Annotated in this window: 14 protein-coding genes and 1 tRNA gene; 5 read left to right on the top strand and 10 right to left on the bottom strand. The window is 65.3% G+C overall.

Annotated elements, in window-relative coordinates; genetic code table 11:
- Positions 1–10: 10 nt before the first annotated feature.
- From PG2093B_RS02395 to PG2093B_RS02365, 7 genes are all read right to left on the bottom strand, one after another.
- The gene (locus tag PG2093B_RS02395) at positions 11–1,063 is read right to left on the bottom strand and encodes a zinc-dependent alcohol dehydrogenase family protein (protein WP_207214993.1); all 1,053 of its coding nucleotides are present in this window, start codon (positions 1,061–1,063) and stop codon (positions 11–13) included.
- Positions 1,064–1,187: 124 nt separating this feature from the next.
- Entirely contained in the window at positions 1,188–2,522 is a 1,335-nt protein-coding gene (locus PG2093B_RS02390) for an O-acetylhomoserine aminocarboxypropyltransferase/cysteine synthase family protein (RefSeq protein WP_129896979.1), read from the bottom strand.
- A 20-nt stretch (positions 2,523–2,542) separates the two neighbouring features.
- The gene (locus tag PG2093B_RS02385) at positions 2,543–3,745 is read right to left on the bottom strand and encodes a trans-sulfuration enzyme family protein (RefSeq protein WP_129896977.1); all 1,203 of its coding nucleotides are present in this window, start codon (positions 3,743–3,745) and stop codon (positions 2,543–2,545) included.
- A gap of 135 nt (positions 3,746–3,880) precedes the next feature.
- Positions 3,881–4,738, bottom strand: a complete 858-nt coding sequence (locus PG2093B_RS02380) for an ABC transporter permease (protein ID WP_129896975.1) — start codon at positions 4,736–4,738, stop codon at positions 3,881–3,883.
- Positions 4,735–5,496: an ABC transporter ATP-binding protein gene (locus tag PG2093B_RS02375; protein WP_129896973.1), complete on the bottom strand. Its 762-nt coding sequence runs from the start codon at positions 5,494–5,496 to the stop codon at positions 4,735–4,737. Before PG2093B_RS02375 ends, PG2093B_RS02380 begins: the two co-directional genes overlap by 4 nt.
- A 135-nt stretch (positions 5,497–5,631) precedes the next feature.
- Entirely contained in the window at positions 5,632–6,174 is a 543-nt protein-coding gene (locus PG2093B_RS02370; RefSeq protein ID WP_129896971.1) for a DUF4064 domain-containing protein, read from the bottom strand.
- A 28-nt stretch (positions 6,175–6,202) separates the two neighbouring features.
- Positions 6,203–8,116 (bottom strand): PspC domain-containing protein, encoded by a 1,914-nt coding sequence (locus PG2093B_RS02365; protein ID WP_165369682.1) that lies wholly within the window; start codon positions 8,114–8,116, stop codon positions 6,203–6,205.
- 113 nt (positions 8,117–8,229) lie between these two features.
- Between PG2093B_RS02365 and PG2093B_RS02360 the strand changes: the two genes are divergently transcribed.
- From PG2093B_RS02360 to PG2093B_RS02340, 5 genes are all read left to right on the top strand, one after another.
- Positions 8,230–9,651 (top strand): ATP-binding protein, encoded by a 1,422-nt coding sequence (locus PG2093B_RS02360; RefSeq protein WP_129896967.1) that lies wholly within the window; start codon positions 8,230–8,232, stop codon positions 9,649–9,651.
- Positions 9,652–9,716: 65 nt separating this feature from the next.
- Positions 9,717–10,400, top strand: a complete 684-nt coding sequence (locus PG2093B_RS02355) for a LuxR C-terminal-related transcriptional regulator (protein WP_129896965.1) — start codon at positions 9,717–9,719, stop codon at positions 10,398–10,400.
- 32 nt (positions 10,401–10,432) lie between these two features.
- Positions 10,433–12,433 (top strand): DUF4037 domain-containing protein, encoded by a 2,001-nt coding sequence (locus PG2093B_RS02350; protein WP_129896964.1) that lies wholly within the window; start codon positions 10,433–10,435, stop codon positions 12,431–12,433.
- Positions 12,434–12,447: 14 nt separating this feature from the next.
- Positions 12,448–13,098, top strand: coding sequence for a DUF4125 family protein (locus PG2093B_RS02345; protein ID WP_129896962.1), 651 nt, complete (start codon positions 12,448–12,450; stop codon positions 13,096–13,098).
- Positions 13,099–13,195: 97 nt separating this feature from the next.
- On the top strand, positions 13,196–14,791 hold the full coding sequence (locus PG2093B_RS02340; protein ID WP_242502785.1) for an alpha/beta hydrolase family protein: 1,596 nt from the start codon (positions 13,196–13,198) through the stop codon (positions 14,789–14,791).
- Between the two features lie 3 nt (positions 14,792–14,794).
- Here the strand turns inward: PG2093B_RS02340 and PG2093B_RS02335 are convergent, their stop codons facing one another.
- The 3 genes from PG2093B_RS02335 to serS all read right to left on the bottom strand — a co-directional run bounded on the left by PG2093B_RS02335 (position 14,795) and on the right by serS (position 17,824).
- Complete coding sequence (locus tag PG2093B_RS02335; RefSeq protein WP_129896960.1) at positions 14,795–15,430, bottom strand: HAD family hydrolase; 636 nt, start codon at positions 15,428–15,430, stop codon at positions 14,795–14,797.
- Positions 15,431–16,368: 938 nt separating this feature from the next.
- Positions 16,369–16,453 (bottom strand) — tRNA-Ser (locus PG2093B_RS02330).
- Between the two features lie 87 nt (positions 16,454–16,540).
- Complete coding sequence (gene serS, locus PG2093B_RS02325) at positions 16,541–17,824, bottom strand: serine--tRNA ligase (RefSeq protein ID WP_129896958.1); 1,284 nt, start codon at positions 17,822–17,824, stop codon at positions 16,541–16,543.
- Between the last annotated feature and the right edge of the window lie 121 nt (positions 17,825–17,945).

Genomic DNA, 17,945 nt, shown 5'->3' with positions numbered 1-17,945 from the left:
CCGCGGCAGATCAGCCTTCCACGATCAGGTACGACTTGATCGTCTTGCGCTGGTCCATGGCCTCATAGGCCTGCTGGATCTGGTCGAGGCGGAAGGTCTGCGTGAACACCTTGCCGGGGTTGATCTGTGCGTCGAGCACAGCGCGCAGCAGCTCCTCCTTGTCATACGTCGTCACGGAGGCCGGGCCGCCGGCCAGTCCGACGTTGCGGTAGAACGTGCCTTCGCCGCTGATCTGCTGGCCGTGCGGCAGGCCGACGCGTCCGATCAGCGCGCCCGGGCGTGCCACGGCGGCTGCTTCCTGGAACGAGCCGTCGGTGCCGACGCATTCGAGCACGGCGTCCGCGCCGCCATCGCTCAGCTCAAGCAGCTTCGCCACGCCTTCGTCGCCGCGTTCGGCCACGTTGTCGGTCGCGCCGAACTCCTTGGCGAGCGCACGGCGGTCCTCGTGGCGGCTTGTGGAGATGATGCGCTTGGCGCCCATCATCTTCGCGGCGATGATGCCGCACTGCCCCACCGCGCCGTCGCCGAGCACGATCACCGTGTCGCCCGGCTGCACGCGTGCGGTGCGCGCCGCATGGTAGCCGGTGGCCATCACGTCGGACAGCGTGAGCAGGCTCTTGAGCATGCCTTCGCTGTAGTCCTCGGGCTTGCCCGGGATCTTCACCAACGCCCACTGGGCGTGCTGGAATCGGATGAACTGGCCTTGCGCGCCCATCGTGAAGTTGTCGTTGTGCGCCATGCACGAGCCGTCGTACCCCGCGCGGCAGGCGCGGCATTTTCCACAGCCATGCGTGAAGGGCGCGATCACGAAGTCGCCGGGTTTGACCGAGGTGACCGCCTCGCCCACCTCCTCGACGATGCCGATGGCCTCATGCCCCGGGTTCGTCGAATGGTCCTCGCTCTGGTTGATGCCGCGGAACGGCCACAGGTCGGAGCCGCACACGCACGAACGCACGACGCGGATGACCGCGTCGTCACTCCGTTCGATGCACGGCTTCGGCACGTCCTCGACGGCCATATGGCCCGCGGATTCGAATATTGCGCTTTTCATGGTGTCTGACATATGCATGCCTCTTTCATCGTCATGGCGGGAACGCGGGTGCGTCGCCCGCTCCCCCGATTCCGATGGTAGATACCGGTAGTGGGAACCACGACGTGATTCGGCCGCGGGCCTATAGCCCCGTGCCTCACTGTTCGTCGTAGGCACGCGCGATCGCCTGGTCGAGGTCGGCGATCAGGTCCTCCACGTCCTCCAATCCGATGGACAGGCGGATCAGATTGTCGGTCACGCCGGCCGCCGCGCGGAAATCCGCCGGCACCTCGCGATGGGTGATGCGGGCGGGATCCACGATGAGCGACCGCGAGTCGCCGATGTTGGGGATGTAGGTGAAGACACGCACGGAATCCAGCACGCGGGCGATGCGCACGCGGTCCCCGTCGAGTTCGAACGAGAGCACGCCACCCACACCGTCCGGGAACGACCGCCGCACGAGCTCCGCCTGACGCGCGTCCTGGCCGGCCGCGCCCTCCGGATCCGCGAGCGCAAGGCCGGCATACCGCACATCGCGCACATGAGGCAAGGTGCGCAGATGCCGCGCGATCGCCGTCGCGGAGCGTGTCTGCTGGCGTATGCGCACGGGTAGCGTCTCTAGACCGAGCAGCTGGAGGTAGGCGTTGAACGGGCTTTCCACCGCGCCGAATGTGCGCACGTACTTGATGCGGAGGCGACGGATGTACGCGTCGGCGCCGAATCTGCTCGCGAAGCTGTGCCATACGCCTGCGCGGTCGTCGCTCACCACGACCTCCGTCCGGGTGAATTGCGGGAACCGTGGGCTCCCCCAGTCGAAGCGCCCCGCGTCGACGACCACGCCGCCGAGCGTGTTGCCGTGCCCGCTGATCCCCTTCGTCGTGGAGTGCACAACGACGTCGGCGCCCCAGCGGATGGGACGGAACAGGTACGGAGTCGGCACGGTGTTGTCGATGATGAGCGGCACCCCGTAACGGTGCGCGAGTTCGGCGAGGCCGGCGACGTCCGTGACCTCGGTTGACGGGTTGGCCACCGACTCCGCGAACACCGCGCGTGTGTCCGGACCGATGAGGGCCTCGACCTCGTCGAGGTCGTTGATGCGCTCCACGAAGTCGGTGTGCACGCCGAACTGCGGGAAGAAACTGGCCATCGCGTCCACGGACGCGCCGTACAGCGTCTTCGGCGCGATGATCCGGCCCCCGCCTTCCGCCGCGCACAGCAGCGCGAACGAGACAGCGGCCATGCCGGATGCGACCGCGACCGCGCTGCGGCCGCCTTCGAGCGCGGCAAGACGACGCTCGAGCACGTCGACGGTCGGATTGGCGACGCGCGAATACGAAAACCCGTCCTCCGTGCCGGCGGAGAGCGCGTCGCCTCGGGCGGCGCTCTCCATGTCGAACGCTGCGCTCATGTAGATCGGCGGTACGCCCGCATGCGCGTGCTCACTGGCGGCGTACCCTCCGTGCACGGCGTTCGTCTCAAAACCACCACACATGATCTGCCCCACCTCGACCGTCAGATGGCGAGCAGCGTGTGCACATCGCCGACGATTCGCTGGCGGGCGCGCTCCTGGGCGAATTCGAACGCCTGGTCGAGGTCATCGACGAGGTCGCGCACGTCCTCGATGCCAACGGACAGCCGGATGAGCTCGTCGCTGATGCCAACGCTGAGCCGTTCCTCGCGAGAGAGTTCGAAATGCGTCATCCGCGCCGGCAATTCGGCGAGGCTTTCCACGGCACCGAGGCTGACGGCCAGACGGAATATGCGCAGATGGTCGAGCACGTCGGCCGGATCGATGCCGGGCTCCACTTCGAAGCTGAGCACGCCGCCACAGCCGCGCAGCCCCTTGGCGGCGACCGGCTCGCCGTGGATGCCCGGATAGTGCACGTCGCGCACATATGGGTGGGCGAGCAGGTGGCGCGCGATGACGAGCGCGCTCTCCTGCTGGCGCTCAAGCCGCAGCGCAAGCGTCTGCATGCCGCGGCGTACGGCGTCGCATCCTTCGGGTGCCAGCACTCCCCCGAGTCTGTTCTGCGCGTAGTACACGCGCTCGCCGAGCACGTCGTCGCGCACGACGGCAAGTCCCGCGATGACGTCCGAATGCCCGGCGAGGTACTTCGTCGCGGAGTGGATGACGATGTCGGCGCCCAGATCGAGGGGCTGCTGCAGATATGGGGTGACAAACGTGTTGTCGACGATGACGATGGCGCCGTATTCGTGCGCGATGCGTGCGATTGCCGCGATGTCGTTGACGTGCAGCAATGGATTGGTAAGGGTCTCGACGTACACGGCCTTCGCCGGCGGCGTCGAGTCATCACCGCGCACGGCGTGCTCGAGCGCTGTCTCGTCCTGCGTGTCGGCGGGCGTGCCGAGCAGTCCCCAACGCCGGAAGTGCTCGTTGAACAGCGAATACGTGCCGCCATAGATGTTGGAGCCGACGACGACGCGGTCGCCCGGTGCGAAGATGGAGAGCACCGCGTGGATGGCGGCGAGGCCCGAGGCGAACGCGAACCCGCGCGTACCATGTTCGAGCTGCGCTATCTGTCGCTCGAGGAATTCGCGCGTCGGGTTGCCACTGCGCGCATAGTCCCACCGAGGCATCGATGCGACCGTCTCGAAAGCGTATGTGGATGAGTTGTAGATGGGCGGATTCACCGCGCCGGTCGTATTGTCGTCGATGGGCAGACCGTGCACGAGTTTCGTGTCCAATTGCGTCATATGCACCTCCTCGGTCGTCGGGGCGTCCGCGGTCCGATCTGCGGACGCATGACACAACCTACCGGCGGTGCGTGCGCGACATGCGTTTCGGGATATACCCGTTGGTTATGGGGTGTTCAAGATCGGCGGCGCCGGTCAGGAAGCCACGCCCGAATGCACGGATTTGCGCAGCTTGAGCATGTCACGCACCGAGAGCGGTTTCGCTGGGTCCGGCATCAGGTAGCGGTCGTACGATATGAAGCAGCGCTTGTAGATGAGGCCGAGGATGATCGCGCCCGCGAGCAGGGTGAGCGATGCGAACGAGGTGAGGATGACGAACTGGTATTTCGCGGCGTCCACCGGGTTGCCGCCGGCGATGATCTGGCCGGACATCATGCCCGGGATTGTCACGATGCCGGCCGACGCGAGGTTCGCGATCGTGGGCAGCATGCCGAGGCGGATGGACGACATGATCGAGGGGCGCGCCGCCTCCCATCTGGTGGCGCCGAGCGCGAGCAGCGTGTCGACCTCCTCGTAGCGCTCGCGCATCGATTCGAAGAAGCGCGACATCGCGAGTGCGAGCGCGGAGACCGTATTGCCGAGCATCATGCCGGTGAGCGGCACCACGACCTGCGGCGCGTACCACGGGTGCGGGCGCACGACGAGCTCGGCCACGACCGAGATCATGATGAGCATGGTGACCACAAGACTGAGCAGCACGATGGGCACGACTCCCTTGGGCACGCCTTTGGCGCGCGACATCGTGATCTGCACGGCGGCGACGAGCATGACCGCGATGAGCCCCACGACGAGCCAGACGTTCTGTTGGCGGATCACGTATTCGAGGATGAAGCCCATGATGAGCAACTGCACGAGCGAGCGCGCCATGGACCAGACGAGTGATTTCGCCACACCGAGCTTCATGAGCACGGAGATGCCGGCGGCGATGACGACCATTCCAGCCGCGATGAGCAGGCCGAGATTATCGATGGTGAAATAGCTGTGGCCGCTCATGCGCGCCGCCCCTTTCCTTCGGATGTCGCTGTGCCCGCGTGCGCCGGCGTCTGCTGTTCGCTCAGCTCGCCGTCGCTGAGCACCATGATCCGGCTCGCGCGGCCGTCGGGCGCACGGTGGCGGATGCGCACCACGCCGGCGCCCTGTTCGGCCGCGCGCTTGAGCAGGTCGGCCACTTTGTCGGCGTTCTCTTCGTCGAGCCCGGCGTCCACTTCGTCCGCGAGCAGCACGCGCGGCTTCGTCAGGATCGTGCGGGCCAGACTCACGCGCGCCGCCTGGCCACCCGACAGATCGCGCGGATTGCGGTCGAGCTGGATGTCGGCACAACCCATCACATCGAGCAACTGGCGGATATGCTCATCCGCGAGCATATCCGCGGGCTCCTGGTTGCGCTCGCCCTGCCGCACGGCGAGCGTCCACGGCAGGCGGATCACGTCGGCCACGGTGTCGCCTATGAGCGTGGAGGTCTGCGGCAGGTACGATACGCGCACACGCCACTGTTGCGGTGTGAACGAGTCCGAATCCTTGCCGTCGAGTGTGAAGGTGCCGGTCGTGTGCGCGTTGAGGCGCGCGAAGGCGGTGAGCAGTGTGGATTTGCCGGCGCCCGACGGCCCGGTGATGTCAACGACCTCGCCGGCGTCCACATGGAAACCCAGATCGCGGAAGACGGTGTGGCTGCCGCCCTGCTGCGGCATGACGGCGGTGACATGGGTGGCTTCGAACAGGTGCGGGGCTGGGGGTGTGTGATTCGGGCTCATACCAGCCACTATATAAACAGGCGGCTCTTGGTGTGCAGCGCTTCGCCCGCGGCGAGGCATGGAAAAACGCCGCGTATGCATTTGGTAGCAGGAAAAGCAGTGCATACGCGGCGCGCGAGTAAGAGTCAGAAGGAGTTATCGGTCGATACGCGCTCCTTTCGACTCGTGGATGGGGGAAGTCTGTTCACGGCGGCGCTTGCCGATGGCCGATGCGATCGCCCAGACCACGGCGAGCACACACAGCAGGCCGCCGACGCCGGCGAAGAGGTACGCGGTGAAATGCTGCATGTTCGGGAAGAACACGAAGGTGGCCGAGCTCATGGAGACGCCGACGGCGATTGTCAGTACGCCGCACAGCAGCACGATCACGCCGAGCACGATCGTACCCGCGCTCGGGCCTTTCGGGCGCACGGGTTGCGGTGCGGATTGGGGCGAGCTGTAGAGCGGGACTGCGTTGGTGGGCGGCACCGTGCCGGTCGGGTTCTGCGGCGCTTCGGGCGCATCGGCGGTGGTTTCCGCCGTCGGGGATTCGGATGCGTCTGTGGGCAGTTCGGTCGTCGCCTCGTCGAATTCGGCGAGACGTTCGCTCATCGGCATGTCCAGTTCGGTGATTTCGGCCGTTTCGATGATCTGGGTGTCGTCATCGCGTTCCGGCCGCTGCGGGTTGGTGGTGTTCATCGTCGTGTTCCGTTTCATCTGGTAGGGGTCAGCGTTGCGAGGCGTAGCGCACGGTGATGTTGCCACCGATCACCACGTTGGGTTGGATTACCAGTTCGGGCGTGGCCGGTGCGGCGTCCGCCTCCACGGCGCATGGCCAGTAGTAGCCGTCCTTGACGAGCTGGCGCATCTGGCTGTTGGCTCCGGCTTCGAATTCGACCTTGCCATCGACGACACTCACGCCATCGCACAGTCGTGCCATGCGCTGCGATTGAAAGTTCTCGCTTGTCACGAAGACGTGCGCTGGCTCACGGTCGTCGTCACCGTCCGTCAGGTCATCGATGGATTCGTCGAGGTCGTCATCGTCCATGACCCGCACGTCGATGCCGGGGATGTGCACCTGCGTCGAGTTCTCGTCCACGGTCACGTGGATGTTGGACCAGTCCCCGTTGCCACTGAGCACATCGAAGGGGTCGCCGTTCGTCATCGCCGAATACCGGTTGCCGTACGAGTCGACCGTGCCGTCATGCAGCGACGAATCGAATCCCCACGAACAGCCGTCCGGTATGGTGATGACCACGCGGGCGTCCTCTACGGTCATCGGGATCGTGCCGACCGGGCACGTTGTCTCCTTGGTCTTGCCGTCGCGCAGTTCGATTGTGTGCTTGCCGTTCGTCTTCGCGTAGTCGCTCAGGTTGATGTCGAGCGTGCTGCGCGTCATGCCCTGGCCGCTCACGGCGATGCCCTTGGTGATCTCGTCCATGTCTTTCGCTGTCAACGAGGTGTCGACGCTGTCGGGTCCGATGCCGATCCGGGTGTAGTCGCGGCTCACCGCGTTTTTGTATTGGTCCATGACCGACCATGCGCCGCCGACCGCCATGAAGCATGCGGCCAGGAGCATGAGGGTCCACACAAAGGGGTGCAGGCCGCCGGTGCGCCGCCCGCAGCAGCCGAGGGCCACGATGATCGCGCCCAGCACCGCCACGATGGCGCCGACGTAGATGATCAGCGGCTGCACCTCGCCGATGAACGTGGTGCGGTCGTCGAGCACGATCGCCAGGATGCCGGCGGAGGCGAGGATGAGGCCGAAGAACAGCAGCACGACCATGGGGCCTGCGCCCTTGCGGCGTGCGAGCCTCGGTTCACGTGGCGCGGCGGGCATCGGCACCGCGGCCGTCTGCGCGGTGTATGCAGGGGCCTGCGGGGCGGTCTGCGGGTATGCCTGCGCATGCGCCTGCTGCTGCGGATTGGGGGCTGCCGCCATCGACTGCGGCGGTACCGGCCGCTGCGGCGACACGGGCTGCTGTGTATATGGCTGTGTGGGTGCGCCCTGCTGCGGCATGGGGCGAACCGGTGCGCCGCCGCTCGTGTAGGCGTTCGGCTGCGGCGGGTATGGCGTGCCGGATGGCGCAGGCGGAACCACGGGTGCGCGGAACCTGCGTCGGCCGTTGTCGACGAGTAGGTAGAACACGAGCATCGCCAACAACAGCGGCATCACATTGATGCCCCAGTGCAGGCCGAAGCCGTAATCCCACTCGAAGCCGATCCCGAAGCCGAAGCCGCCGGCGATCACGACCGCCAGGATCACGCCCACGAAGGCCCAATCCCATTGCCCTGCGATGATCTCCTCGAGCAGGATGCGGTGGTCGAGCTCGTCGGGCAGCAGCAGCCAGGCGATGCCGTAGAGCAGACCGCCGAAGCCTCCGAAGAACACGGAGACGACCATGAGGACGCGCACGAGGGTGACGTTCCACCCCAGTTCGCGGGCGATGGCACCGCACACGCCGGCGATCACGCGGTCGTTGGTGCGTTCCACGCGGCTTTCACGGATCCAGCGGAAGAACGAGGCCTCCGGCTTGCCCGTGGGCTGTGCCGGCTGCTGGGGTGCCGAAGAGGAGGGGGCCTGTGTATACGCCGGACCACCTTGCCCCTGTGGTGCCGGATTGTGCTGTGGATTGCTCATGGCTCCATTACAGCAGGCGACGGGCGCGAAAAGCCTCCGGTGACACCCTGAATCATCCCTGAATCCGGCCGTAATCCCCTGACTTTCTCCCTGAAACACGGCACAATGGAACCATGACTTCCGCACCTCTGCCACCATCCGGCAATGCCGCCGAGGCCCAACCGGCCCCGCTGTTCCCCGCCAAACTGCCGCTGCTGCGCCCCAAGCATGGGCGTTGGATCGCCGGTGTGGCACGCGGGGTGAGCATGCATCTGGGCCTCCCCGTGGGCTGGGTGCGTCTTGCGTTTGTGCTCGCGTGTCTGGTCTACGGTGCGGGCGCGGTCGCCTACGTGGCGCTGTGGGTGCTGGTGCCGCCGGGAGACCCGGTTGCCGAAGCCGCACGCCGTGTGCGGCTCGCGCAATCCGCCGGCGCCGCCAACGCGCCGCTGTCCCGCGGCAATACGCCCTACGGCACGCCCCGAAGCACCGGACCGGTGCCAGATAATCCTTATGATTACACGGGTCTGAACGAAGAGGCGGATGGCCGGCCCGTCAGCATGGAGAGCATGCGCCAGGTGATCGACGAGGCCTCCAAACCCGCGCTGTTCGCGTGCGCGGGCGTCGTGCTGATCGCAATCGCCCTGCTCATCAACCAGCTGCAGACGAGCAACGGCCTGCTGCTGCCGGTGCTGCTCGCCGCGGCCGGCGTGGGCCTGCCCTGGCTGCGCTTCAATGCGCGCACGGGGCAGACCGTCACCACAATCATCGGCGTGCTGCTTGTCTTCGCCGCCTACGCGCTGCTCGTCACGCAGACCACGATCGAAGACGGCTCCGTGCCGTTCCTCTACAGCCTGTGCGCCGGGTTCGCACTGCTCGCAGGCGTATTGTGCGCGCTCGTGCCGCAGCTCGTCTCCCTGATGCGCACTTCGGGCCGCGAGCGCGCGCTCAAGGAACGCGAAGAGGAGCGCGCCGACATGGCGGCGCATCTGCACGATGGCGTGCTGCAGACGCTCGCGCTGATCCAGCTGCATGCGGCCGAGCCGCAGCAGGTGTTCGCGCTCGCCCGTTCGCAGGAGCGCGAACTGCGCAGCTGGCTGTACCAGGAGCGCACCACGAGCGACCGTTCGGTCAAGGCGGGGCTTGAGGAGATCGCCGCGCAGGTCGAAGACACGCATGGCAAGCCGATCGACGTGGTGACGGTGGGTGACGCGCGGCCGAGCGCGCAGACCGACGCTCTGCTCGACGCGGCGGCGCAGGCGATGGTCAACGCCGTGACGCATGGCGGCGAGCCGGTCGCGGTGTATTGCGAGGCGGGTGACCGGCAGGTGGAGGTGTTTGTGCGCGACCACGGCGAAGGCTTCGACGTGGATGCGATTCCCGAAGGCCGCTTGGGCATCCGCGAATCAATCATCGGGCGCATCCGCAGGCGCGGCGGCACAGTCGAGATCGTGTCGCGCCCGCACTGGGGCACCGAAGTGCGCATGCACATGCCGATCGTGGCGGACAGCGCCCACGAGGGGACGGAGCATGGCACGGCAGGCGCCGGCGCACTATGATGCTGAACATGGGGTTCCCGGAGGGCGGCCGCCTGCGCCGGGAACCGACAGACCAGGAGGATGGCATGGCAGACACCAACCGCACACCGGCACGCATCGCGATCGTGGACGACCACGAGATGTTCCGCGCCGGCGTGATCGCCACATTGCAACCGTATTTCGACATTGTGGGGCAGGCGGCGGATGTCGAGTCGTCCATCGACATGATTGTGGCCACCCAACCCGATGTGGTGTTGCTCGACGTGCATGTGCCGGGCGGCGCGGGCGGTGGCGGCGCGGAGATCCTGGCCAAATCGCACCCGCACGCCCCGCGCACCGCGTTCCTGGCGCTTTCGGTGTCCGATTCCGCGCAGGACGTGGGGTCGGTCATCCGTGCCGGCGCGCGCGGCTATGTGACGAAGACGATCACCGGGCACGACCTGATCCACTCGATCGAACAGGTGAGCGAGGGGTATGCCGTGTTCTCGCCCAAACTCGCCGGCTTCGTACTCTCCGCGTTCCAGGGCGCGCCGCCGGACGCGCCGGCCGCCGACGAACCGGTGCATGACGAGGAGCTCGACCGCCTTTCGGCGCGCGAGCAGGAGGTGATGCGCCTCATCGCGCGCGGATACACCTACAAAGAGGTGGCGTCCGAACTGTTCATCTCCATCAAGACCGTGGAGACGCACGTCAGTTCGGTCTTGCGCAAACTGCAGTTGTCGAACCGCAACGAGCTGACGCTGTGGGCCTCCGACCGGCACATCGTCTGAACACGCGCCAAGCGGTGCGGTATCGTGGACGCATGACCGCCACAACCACATCCCCCACCGCCGAAGACCCCGCCCCCGACGCCTCCACGTTTGACGTCAACGAGTTCCTGAACCGCCTCGACGCCGTGTTCGCCAGCCACAGCGCCGCCACCAAAGCCGAGCCATTGCTGCTCGACGCCATGACCGACGCCGAAAACGCCGGCGACTTCGCCGGCCTGCTCACCGTGCTCAACGAGACGATGGGATTCTACCGGTCGCAAGGCCGCCACCAAGACAACCAGTGGATCATCCAGCGTGCGATCGAACTCGCCCTGCGACTGGGCCTCGAAGGCACCGAAGCGTGGACCACCACACTCATCAACGCCGCCACGTCACAGCGCGCCGCCGGCAACATGGAACAGGCCGAAGACCTCTACGAGCAGGCGCTCACCTCCGCGCGCACCACCCTCGCGCCCACCGACCGCCGTCTCGCCGCCCTGCACAACAACTATTCGATGCTCCTGAGCGAAACCGACCGCCCCGCCAAGGCGCGCGCCGAACTCGAGGAGGCGCTGCACATCCTCGAATCGTCGAGCCCCGACCCCACGCACGACGTCGACATTGCCTCCACATGCACCAACCTCGCGCTGCTCACGCTGCAGAACGGCAGTGGCGGCGAGCAGGCGCTCAGCGAGGCGCGCACACTCGCGGACCGTGCGCTCGCGATCTACCGCGACGCGCACGCCGAACACAGCGCGCATTTCGCGTCCGCGCTCGCCGGCGCCGCGCAGGTGAGCTTCGCCGCCGGCGACGCCGTGGCCGCGGTCAGGGACTATGAGCGGGCGCTCGCGATCATCGCCGAATGCTACGGCGAGCATACCGAGTATTACGCGGTGACCGCGCAGAACCTGGCCGAGGCGCGTGCGGCGCTGGCTGCGCAGGGCACGCCGGATTCCACCAGAACACCCGAGGGGCCGCAGCCCTCGCCTGCACAGCCGTCCGCGCCGCACCGGCACGTGGAACCGGCCGCGCACACCGCGCAGACGAGCGGCCTGCAGCTCGCGCGCGACTATTGGCTCGCCTATGGCAAACCGATGCTCGCCGAACGCTACGCCGAATTCGCCCCGCGCATCGCCGTCGGCCTCGTTGGGCACGGATCGGAATGCTACGGCTTCGACGACGCCCTTTCGCACGACCACGACTTCGGGCCACGCTTCTGCATGTGGCTCACCGCAAGCGACTATGCGCGCATCGGCGAGCAACTGCAGGCCGACTACGAATCCCTACCCGCGCAGTTCCACGGCTTCGCGCGCACCAGTGCCACGCCCCGCGCGCAAGGTGCGGGGCGGCGCAGCGGTGTATTCGAGATCGGCGAGTTCTTCACGTCGATCACCGGTTACCCCACCGCGCCGGGCGAGGATGAGCCACATCTGTGGATGATGCTCGACGAGGCCACGCTCGCCGCCGCCACGAACGGCCGCGTATTCGCCGACGCGCTCGGCGCGTTCTCCAAGACACGCCAATCGTTCAAGCTCATGCCCGACGACGTGCGCCTGGCGTTGGTTTCCAAACGCCTCGGCATGACCGCGCAGGCGGGCCAATACAATCTGCCGCGCATGCTGCAGCGGGGCGACGGCGCCGCCGCATGGCTGTGCATGAGCGAATTCGCCGACGCCGTCTCGTCGCTCGTCTTCCTGATCAACAATCCCGTGACGGTGGGCTATGCGCCATACTACAAATGGCGTTTCGCGGCGCTGCGCGCGTTGAGCGCACGCGCCGGCATGCGGCTGACGGGCGTATGCGCGCAGCTCGAACAGGTGCTGCGCCTCGCCTCAGCGGCCTGTTTCGGGGGCGCGGGATTCGGCGAAGGCGGCGCGGGGGCGGCGCCAAATGTGCGCGAAGTGCAGCGGATTGTGGGCGATATCTGCGCGCAGATCGTGCAGACCTTGCAGGACCTCGGCCTGACGCCGAGCGACGAGGACTTCCTCGAATGGCAGCGCCCATACATCGAAGCGCACATCACAAGCGACGCCGCGTGTCTGCACAGTCTGTGAGGGAAGGGGAAACCATGAGTGCGACCACGAGTGAGGGCGCCACGGGCGCGCAGGAACGCCAGCGGCTTATCGCCACAATCATCGACCTGGAATGGGGCCAGTTCCAGCGCACTACGAACCAAGGCGGGCGCGCGGCATGCCAAGGCAACCGGCCGATGTTCGAACAGATGCGGTTCAGCCAGTTCGCGCCGTGGCCATCCGAACTGCTCGCCAGCTACCGTGCGGACCTCGAAGACGCGAACCGCGAGGGCCGCAATCTCGTGACCGAAAAATACGCACGCATGATGGAGTCGACCGACCCCGAGACCTACGCGCGTGAGCTCGCGCCGTACTTGCCCGAGCTCAGCGACGCGCGTACAGCACAGCAGGAGCGCATCATCGCGCAGCAGGTGGCATGGGCGCGCGCGTTCATGCAACGCTGGCCCAAGCTCGGCGCGGCGATGCGCGTGCTCACCACTGCGCAGGACACGCCGGAACAGACGTCGTTCGAGACCTATCTGCGCGGCGAACTGGGCACGTACAGCATCCGCACGCTCGCGCTGTACGGGCGTTTTGTGGACGCACTGGCGAGCGCGGGGCGCAACCTCACCGAGGAGACCGTCGGCGTGACGGTGCGTCTGGCTGGATTCGACGGCCTCGACGAGGCCGAACGCGCGCAAGCGTAACGGGGCCGCGGCCGTATCCGCACGGCGTCCACGCCCGCGGCGGAAATGCGCCAGCACAGGAACATGGTTGGCATTGCGCGCATTACAGTGGGGAAATGTGCAGCATTTCTGGAAGCAACTCGCGTGGACATTGGGTGCGTCGGTGGTATTGTGCGCCCTACTCATGGGTCTGGGCGTATGGATGACACCGCCATGGAAAGTGGAACCGCTCAACGAGCACATCTCGCTGTCCTCGTCGAACACAGCCATTGAAGCCAAGGGCATCCCCACCACGACCGAAGGCAAATACAAGGTCAAGGAAACCCACCGCACCCTCACCGTGAGCGGCGGCAGGCAAGTGGACGCGATCCTGCGCGAGCCCATCGGTGCCCCCGGCAAACTGCCGGCGGTGCAGTTCATCCACGGGGCCGGCACCGGCGACGCCACCACCAACAGCGACATCGCGCACGCGCTCGCCTCAGCGGGCATTGTGACGCTTGTGCAGAGCAAGCGTCTCGACGACTATTCGATGCTGCACCGCGATTATGAGGCGTCCGCAACCGATTACCTGACGGGCATCAACACCCTGCGGTCCCTGCCGAACGTGGACGCCAGCAAGGTGGGCATCTACGCGGAGTCGGAAGGCACGTGGATCACCACAATCATCACCAAACGAGACCCCTCGATCGCGTTCACCGTGCTCGTCTCGGCGCCTGTGTTCTCCGCACGCCAGCAGATGGCCGTCGGCGCCACCGAATACCTGCACATCATCGGCGCGCCGGAAGGCGTGGAAGGCATTGTGCCGAAGATGCTCAGCCTGAACCCGGGCATGCTTGGACTGGAATACGCGTCGTTCAATGCGGCCGATTACCGAAACACGCTCACCATGCCACTGCTCGTGGTGTATGGCACGCTCGACCGGTCGATGCCGGTCGAACAGGGCGCGCAACAATTGCTGCAGGACGCGAACAGCGTGGGCAACACCAACACGATGGTGCGCTACTACCCCACCAACCACCAGATCCGCTTGGGTTCGTCGCTGTCCAAGCCCGGCCTGCCCCTGCCCGACCAGTACACGCACGACATCGAATCATGGGTCAACGCGGTGGCCGCCGGCGCCACAGCCGGCGACTGGACGACGCCCAAAATCGCGGGGTCGCAGCCATTCCAACAGTTCGCGGTGCCCACCGACATCCGTCCGGGCCTCATCACATCGTTCAACGTGCTCGTGGCGATGTTCGTGTTCATTGTGCTGATGTGGGTCGTTACGGTCGTGCTGTGCATCGCGTCGCACCTGGGGCGCAAGAAGCGCGCACATGTGTCCACAGACGCCAACGGGCGCACGCTCATCCACCGCTTCACCAAGCAGACACAGACACTCATCATCACCAACATCGTGCTCGCGCCCATCATCACGCTCGGGTTTCTGGGCTACTTCGCGTTCGCCGGGGTCGCCGCGCTCAACCTGCGCGATTGCGCCACCGCGCTCGCCGTGGGCTGGATCTGCCTGCGCATCGGCGCGGCGGTCTCCATCGTGCTGTTGTGCTGGCTGTGGGTGCGCATGTTCTTCTTCTATGGGCCGGGACGCTTCGACTCCGACGAGCCCGGGCCGGAAGCGCGCATGGCGCGTGGGCATTGCGTGATCGTCGCATGCCTTTCGATATGCGTGCTTGTGGCGCTCGCGCTCGGCGTGTTCTTCAATCTCATCAGCTGAACGCTAGTCGAGCGTAAGTGCGCGGATCTGCGCCGCGCTCTCGAAACGCACGGCCTGCAGGCCCGCGGCGCGCGCGGCGAGCACATTGCACGCATTGTCATCCACGAACAGCGTCTGCGCGGGATTGAGATGGAAACGGCCAATCGCGATGTCGTAGATGCGCGGATCCGGCTTGGCGACGCCCTCGTGCGCTGAAATGACCGTGCCGCCGAGCAGGTTGAGCCAAGGGTATTTGCCGTGCATCTCGCGCACGCCGCGCACGGTGAAATTGGTCAGTCCCCACAGGCGCACGCCGCGCGCGTGCAAGTCGCGCATGAGCGTGGGCATGCCGTCGATCATGTCGTAGAACCCGAGCCGTTGGAACTCGAAATACAGGCGCATGATCCACGCCACGGCCGGCCCGTGTTCACGCTCGTAGTCGGCGATGATGCGCTCCTCGCTCCAGCCCAAGTCGGCGAGGTCGTCGTAGTACGCCACGCTGTGCAGATCGGCCGGGTCGAAGAACATGTCGACGACGCCCGCCGGGTACAGCCCTTCGATCGTGCGGCGGGGGCGCCAGTCGATAAGCACCCCGCAGTAGCCGAACATGACGTCGGTGACGTGCGGGGTGGCGGGCGTGGTGATTGCAGTGTGCTCCATGGCTTCATCGTACGGCTGTGTGCAAACCGCCCGCATCGTTCCTTCCGATGCAATCGGCTGCAATCCATGTACAGTCGTATGAGTCAGCTGCACCCCGCCCAGATGTCCGCCGCCCGGTCGGATGCCCTGTACAGCTGTTTGTGGTCGCATACTAGATACAACGTGCCGTTTGAGGTGAGACAGACATCCATCCATGGCTACCCACCACGCATCGACAGCCATTCAAGGGCACCAAGACAGCTGTATATGGCTGCACTCTAGACACGGGCTGCCGTTTGAAGCGCGGTGAACGGCGTCACATATCTATGGACTAGACACCGACAGCCATTGGCAACAGCTGTATGCCGGCTTACGGATGCCTCTGTTGCACACGAGCAAAAGAAAAAACCGCTGGATTACTCCAGCGGGCCTCTTATCCATGGTGGCCATGCGGCTATAGGGTGATAATCGCACTCATCGATATGCACTTCACATCATATGTTGGATATTCAGCGTTATCTACCGGCTGTCTACCTCTGTTCGGGCACGATGCCCTGCGCCTCGCCATCCGTCTCAGCCATCAGCCTGTCCAAGGCGGCAAACGTCGACTCCCATTGGTCGCGCATCGTATGGTTCCTCCTTCCACCATCTCGTCTTCGCAAAGCATCCACATATCGTAACGGCCCTCGCGAATTTGGTTCCGCTGTGAGCGATGCCCACAGGGTATGCCCATGAGTTTCTGTACCACCGGGCGTGCTAGCCCTCTGCACCTGTCTGGAATCCCTTGCAGGCAATGATTTTTTAGACATCTGGATGTGGCAACTGTCCAAAATCCCTTGGTGGCGGTGATATTTTAGACTGTTGGGCTGCCAACTGTCCGAAACCACTCGTGTCAGCCATGGTGCAGAGACCAACGGCATGAAAAAAGGGTTTTGAACCGAAGTCCAAAACCCTGTAGGCGGATAGGGCGAGATTCGAACTCGCGGATGGTTGCCCATCAACGGTTTTCAAGACCGTCTCCTTAGACCGCTCGGACACCTATCCAATATGCGTGACGCACGGTGTATCAGTGTAGCACGGCATGCGGTCCATGCCCCACCAAACACCGGGCGCCACACAAAATCCAATGAATCAGGCCTCCCACTTGGTGGGTTCGATCACCTCTTTGCCACCCATGTATGGGCGCATGGCCTGCGGAATCACAATCGAGCCGTCCTTCTGCTGGTGGTTCTCCATGATCGCCACAAGCCAGCGCGTGGTGGCCAGCGTGCCGTTGAGCGTGGCGACCGGCTCGGTGCCGTTCTCCACACGCTCGCGGATATTGAGGCGACGCGCCTGGTACTGCGTGCAGTTCGAAGTGGACGTCAGCTCGCGGTAACGGCCCTGCGTAGGCACCCATGCCTCGCAGTCGAACTTGCGCGCCGCGGACGAACCAAGGTCACCGGCGGCCGTGTCGATCACACGGTACGGCACCTCGACCTTGCCGAGCATCTCCTCTTCCATGGCCAGCAGGTGCTTGTGCTGCTCATAGGAATCCTCAGGCTTGCAGTAGACGAACATCTCCACTTTGTCGAACTGGTGCACGCGGATGATGCCGCTCGTGTCCTTGCCGGCGGCACCGGCCTCACGGCGGTAGCACGAGCTCCAGCCGCAATAGCGCAGCGGCCCGTTGCCCAGATCGAGGATCTCGTCCTCGTGCATGCCGGCAAGCGCCACTTCCGACGTGCCCACGAGATAATCCTCATCGGGTTCGCGCAGACGGTAGATCTCGTCGGCGTGCGAATTGAGGAAGCCGGTGCCACGCATCACTTCCGGGCGCACGAGCGTCGGCGTGATCGCGAGCACGAAGTCATGCTCCTGCGCCTGGTCTACGGCCATCGTGAGCATGGCGATCTGCAGGCGCGCGATGTCGCCGCGCAGGAAGTAGAAGCGCGAACCGCTCACCTTCACACCGCGCTTCATGTCGATGCCCGCGACCTCTTCGCCGAGCGTCAAGTGGTCCTTCGGTTCGAAGCCCTCGGCCGCGAAATCGCGGATTGTGCCGACCTTCTTGACCTCCACATAGTCGTCTTCGCCGCCTTCGGGGGCCTCGGGCTCCACGATGTTCGACAGCTTCCACATGGCGGTGGTGTATTCCTCGTTCGCGCTGTCCGCGTCCGCCTTATACGCCGAGACCTGCTCGGAAAGCTCCTTCGTCTTGGCGATCAGCGCGGCCTTCTCGTCGGCCGGGGCCTTGGCGACTTGCTTGCCGATCTCTTTCTGCTGGGCGCGCGCCTCCTCGAACTTCTTGAGCGAGGAGCGGCGCACTTCGTCGGAACGCAGTACCTCATCCACCAGTTCCACAGACTCGCCACGCTTGCGCTGCGATTCCTTGACGACCTCGGGATGTTCGCGAATGAATTGAATATCAAGCATGAGCACCAGAGTAATGCGCTTAGCAGACAGATCACCGCCCGTTTTCCGCGGCTTTTCCAAGCGCGCACACCGCACCGCCATGCGCATCTGACTCCGCGCGAACCACGGGTTGCTAAGATTG

The organism is Bifidobacterium pseudolongum subsp. globosum, assembly GCF_004155535.1.
GTDB lineage: Bacteria > Actinomycetota > Actinomycetes > Actinomycetales > Bifidobacteriaceae > Bifidobacterium > Bifidobacterium pseudolongum_C.
The sequence above is the reverse complement of the archived record's forward strand: the minus strand, read 5'-3'. Positions and strand labels throughout refer to the sequence as shown.